The sequence below is a fragment of the uncultured Methanobrevibacter sp. genome, from assembly GCF_900314615.1.
Lineage (GTDB): Archaea > Methanobacteriota > Methanobacteria > Methanobacteriales > Methanobacteriaceae > Methanocatella.
This window is the reverse complement of sequence record NZ_OMWA01000022.1, coordinates 13,763-27,161: the sequence shown is the minus strand read 5'-3', so window position 1 is coordinate 27,161 and position 13,399 is coordinate 13,763. Positions and strand designations below refer to the sequence as shown.

The 13,399-nt window shown below is 32.7% G+C and carries 5 protein-coding genes; 3 read left to right on the top strand and 2 right to left on the bottom strand.

Translation table 11 applies throughout. The annotated features are described in order from the left end of the window. Positions 1–5: 5 nt before the first annotated feature. Entirely contained in the window at positions 6–1,532 is a 1,527-nt protein-coding gene (locus tag QZN33_RS08120) for a hypothetical protein (RefSeq protein WP_296790809.1), read from the bottom strand. 521 nt (positions 1,533–2,053) lie between these two features. Between QZN33_RS08120 and QZN33_RS08115 the strand changes: the two genes are divergently transcribed. Both QZN33_RS08115 and QZN33_RS08110 read left to right on the top strand, forming a co-directional pair. Next, positions 2,054–3,838 (top strand): right-handed parallel beta-helix repeat-containing protein, encoded by a 1,785-nt coding sequence (locus QZN33_RS08115; protein ID WP_296790808.1) that lies wholly within the window; start codon positions 2,054–2,056, stop codon positions 3,836–3,838. Between the two features lie 172 nt (positions 3,839–4,010). Beyond that, the gene (locus tag QZN33_RS08110; protein ID WP_296790806.1) at positions 4,011–7,031 is read left to right on the top strand and encodes a right-handed parallel beta-helix repeat-containing protein; all 3,021 of its coding nucleotides are present in this window, start codon (positions 4,011–4,013) and stop codon (positions 7,029–7,031) included. A gap of 24 nt (positions 7,032–7,055) precedes the next feature. On the opposite strand, the gene QZN33_RS08105 is transcribed toward QZN33_RS08110, so the two are convergent. Beyond that, the gene (locus QZN33_RS08105; RefSeq protein ID WP_296790804.1) at positions 7,056–8,309 is read right to left on the bottom strand and encodes a hypothetical protein; all 1,254 of its coding nucleotides are present in this window, start codon (positions 8,307–8,309) and stop codon (positions 7,056–7,058) included. 397 nt (positions 8,310–8,706) lie between these two features. On the opposite strand from QZN33_RS08105, the gene QZN33_RS08100 reads away from it, so the two are divergent. Next, positions 8,707–13,059, top strand: coding sequence for a right-handed parallel beta-helix repeat-containing protein (locus QZN33_RS08100; RefSeq protein ID WP_296790802.1), 4,353 nt, complete (start codon positions 8,707–8,709; stop codon positions 13,057–13,059). Positions 13,060–13,399 lie beyond the last annotated feature (340 nt).

Sequence of the window (13,399 nt, the reverse complement as noted above, 5' to 3'; positions counted from 1 at the left end):
GCTATTTACTCCTCATTTTCATGTCTTTTATATCCTATGGCTAATAAAATAAATACAATAATCAAAGCGGCTGCGAAATATCTGAGATCCATATTTATCTCTTTGACGGCAGGATGAGTTTTGTTTATTTCATAGGCATTCTTTTCATTTCCTGCAGTTGTTGAATTTCCGATTACCAGTTGGCTGTCGTAATTTGTATTGGTTATCTGGGAGCTCTCAGTTTGTGAATTGATATTCAAATTATCATTTGTATTGTTTTGCTCTATTGTATTTTGGCGGTTTTCGTTATCGGATTGGGTATTGTCATTTGAATTTTGATTATTGTTTTGTTTTGGTTTTGCATCATCAAAACGTTTTTTAAGATTGTCCAGTGAGTCATCGGCAAAATAATCTTCAAGCAAATCTCTGTATTTGTCCAGTAAATCAACATTCAGTTTGCCAAACAAATCTGATTTGATTGTTGATGATACTTTGCTTCTGGATGTTACGTTGTTCGGATCAATTACTGATGAGTCGTTCGGATTTTCATCTCCCCAGTCATTATTGTCAAATTGAGGGTATAGGTTATATGCATCCCACCATTTTATGAATATTTCCTGTCCATATGGTGATGTATTATTGGTAATTAAGTTATTGTGGATATTTATGACAGTTTTTTTATCATACATCGGTTGCTGGATATAAAATGAACCTCCGGTTTCATTTCCATTGTTGTTCATGATGATTGAATCCTGAAGATTGATGTTTCCTGAAACCATTACTGCTCCGCCGTTAGTTCCAGCAGTATTGTTCATGAATATGCATCTTTTGATGTCTGATTCACCTGACCAGCTGTAATATGCTCCACCCCATTCGTCTGCATGATTGAACATGAAAATACAATCCTGAACATCTCCAAAACCATAAACGCTGACTCTTATTGCTCCTCCGTCACGGTGAGCCGAATTGTTTATAAAAACACAATTGTAGATGTATGAGTCGGCATAACATGTTGTAATTGCTCCGCCGTCATGGTCTGCATGGTTATTGATGAAGAGTGAATTATTGACCAGAAGGTATCCTCTGTTCTCTTTAGTGCCGTAATTTGATATTCCTCCTGCATTTGTATCTTCTAATGCAGTATTGTTAATGAACATGCAGTTATCTACTGTAACATGGCCAGTTTCTATGGATATCGCTCCTCCGAAGTTGTCTGTCAGTCCGTTGATGAATGTAATGTTTTTCACGGTCATATAAACATCCGGGCTTCTGATTAACAGGATGCTTGATTTGTTTTGTCCGTCAAAAATTACTTCTCTTGGGTCTCCATTTCCATGTAATGTAATATTTTTGGTAATGTAGATGTTATTGATTGTGTATCGTCCGGGTTCTATTGTAATCTTATCATTATTTTGGGCATTGATGATTTTTTCTTCAAGTGATGTTGAAATATCCCTGAGATTATCATCTTCGCTTGCGCTTAACTCAATGCTGTCTGTTGCATTTTCATTTGCTGATACACAGCTTAAGGAAATCAAAACAATAACTGACAATAATAAAATAGAAATGCATTTTGTTTTTATGTTTTCACCTCCTTAAAGATGATTATTATGGAAATTTATGTCTGTAATGATATATAACTATATTCTCAACAATAAAAAAATATTTTTATAAATAATTGGTTATTTTTATTTTTATGGTTTTAAAATTGGTTATTTAATTATTGGAGTTTATTTCATAAATTTTTTTGATATGAATTAGTATTCATCGATAAAATTTTAATTAAATGTATTTATTTTTATTTTAATTCTTGTAAATAATTTTATATCTCTTAAAATCTAAAATTATTTTTTAAAATAAATATTGCATAAATTATTATCATTATTTGATAGTTTTAAAAGCATTTTTTTAAAATCGATAAACGATAATATTTATATTGCATGTCGATATAAATTATAATTACTAGTATAGAATTTTAGTTAATTTATTGTATGCTCAATAAATGATTTTCTTATATATTGACTAGTTCATATTAGTATCAATTTCAAAAAAATTATTAATGGAGAAAATTATTATGAATAACAAAAAGATATTGGTATCTTTTCTTTTAGTTGTTTTAATTGCAATATCTCTCGGTTCAGTATCTGCAGCAGACTCAGCAGATGTTTTATCCGACAATGCAACTTCAATTGAACCTGCAAGTGCTAGTGTTGCAGATGTCCAGACTGCAGTTGATTCAGCTAAAAATGTCGGAGATACAGTTGATTTAAGTAAAAATGCAGAATATGATTTTACTAATCAAACAGTAACAATTAATAATCCTGGTATTATTATTGATGGTAAAGGAACTACAACAATCAAAGGTCATGGTGACGGACAGGGAATTTTCCGTATTAACGCTCAAAACGTTACTATTCAAGGAATTAAATTCATAGACACCAACCCTAAAAATGATTTCAAATACAATGGTTCCACTAACGGTTGGGGTATAAGTGCTTCAGCTGCTAACGGTGGTCTTGTACAAAACTGTGAATTCCAAGATTTCAACAGTGGTATTGTAATAATGCAAACTACTGGATTTACTGTTGAAAACAATAAATTCACCGGCGGTTACACAACTCAATTATTAAATGACCCTACTGTAAATAAAGAAACTGGTTCCAAATCATTAAACATTTACAGACAATCTTCTGGCGTAATGGTTAAAAACAATACTTTTGACGGACCTATTCTTGACGGTGTATCAATTGCACAAGGTAGTGGAGCAAACTATGTAATCGGTAACACTTTCATTAATAACTGTTACTCTATTTACTTCGGTGGAGCATCCACTAAAGGATCAAAAATCGAAAACAATACTTTCATCAATTGTGGTTACTTCGAAGAAGGTGACATAAAATGGGAAGGTTTACCAGTTATCAGTATGCAAAAAGCATCAGATGATATTGCTGTAGAAAATAATCATTTCTTCGTAAGATCTGACAATGTTTTAATCGCTGCTGAAAAAGGTAACGAAGCTCACGGTTCTCCTACTCCTATTGGAAATATCAACATCACTTCAAACACTGTTGAGTTAAACAGTCCTGATGGTAATATGGCCAATGTAATTTTATTCCACATTTTAGTAAGAGACGGTGCATCCGGTTTAAACATCACTTCTCCAATTATTGTAGCTGAAAATGTTTTAAACGGTGCTACTGGTATTTCAATCTGGTTTGATGATAATGAAATATTATCCGCTAACAACATTATCTTAAATGAAACTTTAGACGCAAACCAATACTACGGTGCAAAAACTTTATACACTACTGAAATCTCTACTGATAACGTAGCTGTTAAAGCAGGAGACGCAGGCAAATTATATGCTTACTTATTCGATAATACTGGTGTTGCATTATCCAATAAAGATGTAACTATCGTTATCGATGGTGAAGCTCAAACTGTTAAAACTGATGATGACGGATGTGCTTCTTTAGATGTTAAATATGCTAGCGCTACAACCAAATACGCTACCATTATTTATGCTGGTGAAGGTAACCTCTACAAATCATCAATGGCTACAGCTAAAATTTCAGTAACCAAAAAAGCTACTGCATTAACCGCAGCAAAAGCTACTTTAAAAGTTAAAAAAGTTAAAAAAGTAACTGTAACCTTAAAATCTGCTGGTAAAGCTGTTGCAGGTAAAAAAATTACCATTAAAGTAAATGGTAAAACTTTCTCTGCAAAAACCAACTCCAAAGGTAAAGCTACCATTTCTGTAAAAGTACTCAAAAAAGGCAAATTCAATGCTGTTGTTAAATTTGCAGGTGACGGAGCTTACAATGCAGTAACTAAAACTGTTAAATACACTGTAAAATAGATAAGTAATATTTTATTACTTTTCTTTTTCTTTTCTTTTTTTCATAACTCATTGGAGTATTTTTTCAAATTTCAACAAATATTTTTTGAATATTATTAAATTAGATTAAGGGGGATTTATCATTAAAAAATTCAAATTTAGTTTAGTAATTCTATTGATGCTAATTTTTTCGATGTTAATGCTTGGTGCAGTAACCGCTGAAGATAATTTCACTGCTAATTCGACAATCTCAGATTTTGATTCTATTCAAAGTTTAATAGATAATTCAAAGTCAGGTGACTCTATTCATCTAAAAAATCAGACTTATGAAGGAAACGGTTCTGTAATTCGAATTGACAGAAATATTAATATTTACGGTGCTGATTCATCAGGTACAATACTTGATGCAAATTCAAAATCAGGTATTTTTGAAATATCCGATAAGGTCACAGTAAATATTTATGGAATAACTTTCATGAACGGCAGAACTTCAAAAAATGGTGCAGCAATTAACAGCAACGGATTTTTAACAATCCATGATTCCAAATTCATAAACAACAAAGCGGACTATGGTGCAATACGAGGATCAAGCGGTTCTACTTTGACTGTTTATAATACTGTTTTTGAAAATAACCGCGCTGACGGTGGTGGAGGAGCTATTGACAGCTATTACTCAGATACTAAAATCATAAACTGTTCCTTTGTAAATAACTGGGGACATGAAGGCGGTTCAATCTATAACAGATTCAGTGACATTCAGCTGATTGACTCAAATTTCTTTAACAATTCAGCAACCAGGGGCGGAGGAATATATAACAACAGAGGATATCTTGTAATAAAAAATTCCAGGTTTTATTACAATTCCGCATCCCATTTGGGGGGAGGCGTTAAAAGCTGGGGTCTCTGTGACATTTTCGACAGCGATATAAGATATAATACGGGCCAGTACGGTGGCGGAGTCTATATTTCAGATTACACAATGCATGTTAAAAACACAATTGTCGATGGCAATACTGCAGAAGAGGGCGGAGGTCTGATTTCAGATTCATTCGGTACTCTCGTAATAGATAATTCCATCATATCAAACAACTATGCCGAAATTGGTGGAGGAATATCAAGTAGCTGCGGTCATTTGAATGCATCAGACTGTATTTTTGAAAATAATAGTGCAAAGTATAACGGAGGCGCAATAGCAAGCACACTTGGAGAAATTGCGGGAGTGCAGTTTACATGCAACTTTAACAACATTACCTTAAACAATAATGCTGCAAAATACGGTGGCGGTTTAAATCTTGGAAGAATTATCGGCAGTTTCAATAAAGTGACATTAAACAACAATTCAGCAGAAAATGGTGGGGGAATTTACAATACCGGAAATTTAAACATTAATGCATTCACATTCAATTTAAACAGTGCTGATTATGGTGGTGCTGTTTATAATAAGGCAGCATTAACTATTAAATCCTCCAATATTTTGAATAGTGTGGCTGTTAAGGGCAGTGCAATTTATAATCTTGCAGATCTGGAACTTGTTGACTCTAATTTAATCTCAAATACTGCTGCTGATGGAGTTATTTATAATAATGCTAACTTGAACTTAAGAAATTCAAAATTTAACTACAATAAAGCAGATAATTTTGGTGGTGTCGTATATAATGTGGCCAATTTAAATGTTGAAGGATGTAGCTTTGATTCAAATGAGGCACATGTTGCAGGTTCAATATATAATTCAGCCAAAATGGCAAACATTTCAAACTCAATATTTACTAACAACAAGGCCTATAACGGTGCAGTCATTTATTCCGATAGTGAATTAATCATTTCAGAATCTCAATTTAACAAAAATGTTGTATCTCACAGTCTTGGAATAATAGACATTCACAGCGGAAACGTAACTATCTCAGATTCATCATTTACTTCAAACACCGGTTCTGACGAAGGCGGAGTTTTATTCAACATTGATGGTTCAATATTAATCAATAATTCCAAGTTCATATCAAATAAAGCGTTAAGTTACGGCGGTGCAATTGACAATGCCGGTCAGTTAATAATTTTAAACTCATTATTTGATAAAAATCAGGCATATGGTGCAGGTGCAATTGATAACGGAGGCGATTTAACAGTCATCAATTCCAATTTCACCAATAATAAGGTTATTAAAAACGGCGGAGCTATAGACAACAATAACATACTGAATGTTGTCGGCACCATTTTTGAAAATAACATTGCAGGCAATCAGGGCGGAGCAATCATAGCCAGAAATGACATTAATTTAACCCATAGTGCATTATACAATAATGATGCTATGGAAGGTGGGGCTGTTTTTGTAAATGGGAAAAATAGCAATTTAACCAATAACTGGTGGGGATCCAACACTCCAAACTTTGACAGGCTGCTTAATATCAATGTTTCTGATGACTTTTATTGGATATTGATGAGTGTAGACGGCACTGGGAAAATAATGCAGTATGAACAATCCCTATTCATAATTGATTTCGGTGAAGTAAAAAACATCAATAATTCTGTTTTGAGCTTGGATTCAAAAGAATTACTGCCTACCTTTAAAGTAACTCTTACAAATTCAAAAGATTTATTTGTCAATGAAGGATACTTCTCCAATTCAATTACAGTTCCGAGTAATAATCCGATTACTTTTAAATTAAATAATCAAAGCTTTTCATTTGCTACAGTTAAGAATCCATCTAAAATCATCAACAATAGGAATGTTGCAGTTGATTATAACGGAAAAGTTACCTTTAAGGTACGTGTGAAATGTAGTGACGGCAGGTTTATCGGTAAAAATGAAATTGTAGTAATGAAAGTCAACGGGAAATCATACCATGTTAAAACAGACAGCAAAGGATATGCCTCAAAAACATTTACTTTAACACCCGGAAAATATGCAATAACTTCTTCATATAAGGGATCCAGTGTTAAAAACACAATAACTGTAAAGAAAGTTTTATATGCTAAAAGCAAAAGTGTTAAAAAAGCCAAAAATATTAAATATTCAGCTAACTTAAAAACAAGCAAGGGTAAGGCCATTTCCTATAAAAAGTTAACTTTTAAAGTCAATGGCAAGACTTATAGTGCCAAAACAAACAAAAAAGGTGTAGCTACTGTCAGTTTTAAGAATTTAAAAGCTGGAAAATATTCAATTGTTGTAAAATACTTAAACTCTCAAGTTAAAACAACTTTGAAAGTTAAAAAATAAGTTTGGAGGATATAAAATTATCCTCTATTTTTTGATTTTAATATAAACTGTTTTTTTACAAGATTTATATAATTTGTCTCCGTTAAATTTAATGATTGCTTTAAATGTTCCTTTTGTAGTAATCTTAAGTTTAAATATTGCTTGACCTTTTTTATTGGTCTTTGAGGAATATGTTTTTCCTTTTACTTTAACGGTAACTTTCTTGTATTTGAGAAGTGTTTTTCCGGATTTTAACAATGCTGTGTATTTTTTTGTTTTAGTTTTCACTTTGAATATTTTAGTTTTCGCAGTAATCGCTGTCTTTTTCTTGGTTACTGTTTTAGGAGTATTGTTGGATTCCTCTTTTTGTGTAACGTTAACGTAAGTTAAATTAAACAATACTGGATTGGAACACTTCATATGGATTTCTGATTCATATGATATGGCATTATTGATGAAAGTTACGTTTTCTATTTGAATATTCTTATTAAATATGTCTAGAGAGTTTCCTTTAGAAGCATTGTTATTTTTAAATTCACTGTTTGTGATGGAAGCATTGTCACATGCTGATGATATTGCTCCGCCTTCTTTTGCACAGTTTTCAGCGAATGTTGAATTGTCAATGTGCCCGTCTCCTTTCAGATATATTGCTCCTGCATAGGCGCCGGTATTTTTAATAAATTCTGAATTTTTAACGTAAATTGTATTTTCATTGGTTATTGCTCCTCCGTATCCGATTGCTATATTGTTTTTAAAAGTTGTATCTTCAATAATACCTGTTGTAAAGAAATATATTGCACCGCCGTCTCCAGCTTCGTTTGAAGTAAATGTGGAGTTTAAAACGGTTGTTTTTTCTGAGCTAAAGAGTGCACCTCCGAGATATGTTGCGAAATTGTTTTCAAATTCACAGTTTGCAATAGTACTGTCACTTTCAAAATCGACTCCTCCTGCAAAAAATGCTGTGTTGTTTAGGAATTTTGAGTTTATGATGTCTGCAGAATTTTTAAAATAAACAGCTCCTCCGCTGTTTGGGGAGTTGCAGTTTTTTAAAACACAATTGTCAATTTTGCCGTCTGATCCGCTCCAGTATATTGCACCACCATAGGAATCGCTTTTAGCATTTGTTATTATCAGATTTTTTAAAGTGACATTATTGGAATTGACATTGAAAACTCTGGATTGGCTGTTTGCATCAATTGTGTATCCCTGTCCGTCAATAGTCAAATCATCAATGTCAATACTGATTCCAGATGCATATTTCTGGTCATTATCGCAATTAAAAACATAATCCTTAGTCAAATTCAGTGTTTTCGATTGTGATGAGCTTTTAATTTCTTCATCAAGCTTTGTAAAATCATTTATATATTCATTTAAAATGTAATTGCTTTCATTTTCAGATATATGTGAAGAATAATTCTGTTCTGCAGCACTTGCGCATGATGCAGATAGTATAATTGCAAATATGATGCTTAATAAAATTATTTTGTGTTTAATAATTTGGACCTCCGTCAGATTAGATATATTTTGTTATATTTGTTGGTCTATATGTATTTTTTTTCAAATCATTCTAAAAAAATTTAAAAAAATCGCATATTTTTTATAAATGAACCGAAATACTTTAATTATATCGATAGTATAATAAGTAATATTGACTTATATCAATTGTTATAAAATAAATCAAACTGTAGGAGATTGTATGAAATTTAAAAATATTTTTATAATTTTATCCGTTTTGCTTGTGGCTTTGCTGTGTATGGCTTCAGTTGCAGCAAATGAGGATAATATATCTGATAATAATTTAACATCAGTTTCATCCACTGAGAAACTTGAAATCAGTGATGAATCTGAATTGAGTATATCCAATGATAATGAAGCATTATCTGCTTCCAGTACAATTGTCGTTGATAATGTTGGTGAAAATCATAATGAAATGAATGATCATAGCATCAGAAATGCTATTCAGTCAGCCGCTGCCGGCGACACAATAATAATTAATGGTGCCGATTATAAGCATTGCCATATTGAAATTAATAAGAAACTAACCATTAAAAGTAATGTTGGCACAAAACTGAGTTCCTGTTCAAGTACTGCATTTTCTGGTCATCAGGGAATGTTTTATCTCACATCAAGTGCTAGCGGAACCGTAATTGAAGGATTTAATTTCAACAATGATGACGGTGTACTGTATGACAGTGAAGGTTATGCCATATTAATCAACGGTGCTTCCAATGTCATAATCAGAAAATGTACCTTTTCAAACAGCGGCTACGGTGATGCAATACGTTTGATTAATGCAAAAAACATTCAAATCAATAATGTAACTATTGATAATGCAATCCATGGTATCAATATTATTGATTCAGCAAAAACAACAATTACTGGCAGTTACATTTCAAACAATAAGGTTTCAGGAGTGTCCGTTGCAGGCACAAGCAAGGATACAACAGTCACATATTCTAATGTAACACACAACGGCGTAGGTTTCAATTTAACATCATCAGACAATGTCCGTATTTTAAGCAATTACATTGCATACAATTATCATGGTGTTTATGTAAACTGCAACGTTACAAAAATTGAAATCAAAGGTAACTTCTTTAACCAGAATACCATGTACGAAGTACTGAATGATTATAGGGTAAGAAATTTAATCAGTTCCAATAAAAAAACAGGATATGCTGATTTGGAAGTCATTGACAACAATTATATGGTCGGTCTGGCAGGTGCTGAAGCTGAAAGGCCAGTATACCGCATTACCTATGATTATAAAGGCAGCGGAAAAGGGGAGTATACCTATGACTCAGTCAATGATGTCTATAAATATGTTGGAAACAATAAAGGAGACTATACTACAAACAAAGGAGCAGTATTTTTACGTTATGTATTTGAAATAAATAAAAATGTATTCTGTCCGGTAATATTTTTCAAATATGAAGGGGGCGTTCAGTGGTCCTTAAGCGGAAACTACGAACTTCATCTCTCAGAGATAACACAGGTCAAAAAAGGAATCTATTCAATTTCCATAGTCGATGAGAACGGAAACATTGCAAAAGATTTGAGTTCAGTTCCTGTAACATTCTATCTAAATAAGGTCGGAAAAAGTGTAGCTCCTCAGGAAGGGGATGTCTTCAGAACCGTCATGATGAAAAACGGAACTGCAACAGTAAGGTTTTATCAAAACGAATTTGGCGAAACTGAAAATGTTATTACAGCAGTCGTTCCGACAAACGGCGCAAACTTTGACGATAAGGTTTCCAAAACATTTGCTGTTGATGATGCAGCAATTCCTGGAACACCTACAAACACAACTTTAACAGTTTCCAATTTAAACACTTATCCTAACTCAAATCAGCAATTAATTGTTTTGCTAAAAGATATCAATGGAAATCCGATTGCGGGTGAAACAGTTACAGTTAAACTCAACTCCAAAACTTACTCTCCAGTTAGTGATGCTGAAGGTAATGCTGCAATAAAAGTTTCAATTTCAAAAGAGGGAACCTATACTGCAAGCATTATTTATTCAGGAGATGAAGTTGACTATGAGCCAAGCAGTGCCCAGACAAAAGTTGTAGTTAAAAAAACTGCTTCTAAAATTGTCAGTTCAAATTTAAACATGATACCTAAAATGGCTGAATATTACTCAATAACATTGAAAGATGCATCAGGCAATGCAATTTCCAGTCAGAAAGTCACTTTCAAAGTCAACGGTAAGACTTACACCAAAACCACAAACAGCAAAGGTGTCGCTAAAGTCAAACTAAAATTCTCACAAAACAAGAAAACATATAAGATTGCTGTAAGTTTTAAAGGAAATAACAAATACAAAGCAGTTTCAAAAACTAATAAAATCACTGTTAAATATTCCTCTAAAACTGCTAAATTAACTGCTCCTAAAATTACAATTCCTCCAAAAACATCCAAAACATACACTGTAACATTAAAAGATGGAAACGGCAAAGGAATTTCCAAACAAAAGGTTGTAGTTAAGCTCAACGGCAAGACATATTCCAAAAATACCAATTCAAAAGGCCAAATCAGTATTAAGGTCAAATTCTCCAGTCTAAAAACATATAAGGTTTCTGCATCTTACGGGGGAAGTAAAATTTATAAAAAAGCATCTTCAAGCGGAAAGATTGCTGTAACTAAAACAGCTACTAAAATCACAGCTCCTTCAGTTTCAATTCTTCCGAAAGACGACGAAACATACACTGTAACATTAAAAGCAAACAATAAGGCTTTATCAAAACAGAAAGTAACTGTCAAAGTTAATGGAAAAACATATTCAAGAACCACTGACAGCAAAGGTCAGGCTAGCATAAATGTTAATTTTGCAGATGAAAAGACATATGATGTCAATGTAAATTATGCCGGAAACACATATTATAAAGCTTCAAAAGCAACTGGTAAAATCACCGTCGCTAAATTAGGCACTGTTATTGAAAGCTATAACAGGACATTTTCCATTGATTCACAAAAAGATTACAGGATATATTTAAGGGATGGTTCCGGAAACGCATTGGCTAATCAGACATTAAGCTATTCATTCAATGGTGCTAACTATTCCAAATCAACTGATGAAAACGGTCAAATCACATTTGATTTGGCAAGCAGCAATCCTTCATCATTTGAAATAACCGTTAATTATTCAGGCAGTGACAAATATAAGGAAAGCTCCTTAAAAAGTAAAATCACTATTTTAAATGAAACTGGTGTGATTTTTGTTGATGAGAAGCTGCCAAATTCAGAAATCCAGAACATTTTGGATAATGCTCCTATATGGTCTTATGTTGAATTTTTAGGTGATTACTACTCTGATATTTCTCTAACAGTTAATCAGGGATTGAATATTTATTCAAGAAACGGATCTATTTTAAATGCACCTTTAAATAGCACTGCTTTAAAAATAGCTGCCGATGATGTATCCGTAAGTCACCTCATCATTTGCGGAAATTCAAGCGATGCAGTTGACATTATAAACGCCCATAATGTAAATCTGATTAATAATTCAATGGTAAATCATCTGGATGAATCTAAAATCGGAAGCTATGCTGATGGAACCGTTAATCTGCCGGGATATGGTATCTGTGTTTCTAATTCATCAGCAGTATTGTTGTTCGCAAATAGTGTATCATTATTTGAAAGCGGTATTTTTGCACAACACTCCTCAGATTTACTCATTGGCAGTAACACATTAAGCGAAAATAACTATGGTATCAAATACGGATTTGGAGTTGCAAACACTAATATTACAAACAATGAAATTACCGATCAAACAGGTTTGTATATTATGACCGTTCCTGAAGGTCCGTCCGGATATGGAATATTGTTAAACAATTCTGCAGTTAATGTGACAATCAACCAAAATCACATTGCCCGTAATCATTTGGGCATTTCCCTTGATGCAAACTACTCTTCCGGAATTGTAATTACTCAAAACGTAATCACTGACAATATACTTGAAGGAATCCGATTCAATGCAGGATATGATTTAGCTCAAAATGCTGTTGAACCAGTCGTAACCGATAATGCAATTTACAGAAATGCAGTCGGTCCGAGCATGATGATTTTAGGTGAAATGAGTGCAAATCCTGAAGGTATCTATGGTCCTGGTCAATATAATGAGTCATTAAGACTTAAATTGGATTCTAACTGGTACGGTACAAATAATCTTGTAACATGGGATAACGATACTGGGGTTGTAGGATATGGAACAATGTGTCCAAGAATAAGCACTACTGCAATCAAATTCAATAACTTAACATATAACTCTCCGGGCAATTACAGCATTGTATTTTACAAAAACGGGGATGTTGCGTCAAATCTTCCTGAATTTGAAATGTATGCTGCATTAAACAGGGCAACATCTAAAGAAGTGGAAATTAAATTTATGGTGGTTAATGGAGTAGGTACATTCACTTTCAATCCGGACAATTACAATGATGAAGGTAATGTCATTGAAATATCTGTCGGGTCACTGCTTCAGTCTACATACAGAACATTTAAAATAACTTCAACATACAATGTTCCTGAATCTGAAATTCCAAAATAAATATGTTTTTTACATATTTATTCTTTTTTTTCTTTTTTCATATGCCTTCATCAATATTATTCAAAGCTTTTTTCATTGCCAATTCATTAATGTTAAAGTAATCATCATTTTAAAATACGCTTTCATTAATAACTATTAAAATTATTAATCGGTTATCTGTTTAAATTAATTTTGTTTCCAGGGGTGTTTGGCGTTTTGATGTAGTTGTTTTGTGAATTTTTGAAATAAACCTTTTGAAATATATTATCAACGATAATATTCTTTAATTATATAAATTTCAATTGAAAAATAAGTATTTTAATTAAATTAATCTATTTATTATTATATTTAAATTTTTAAA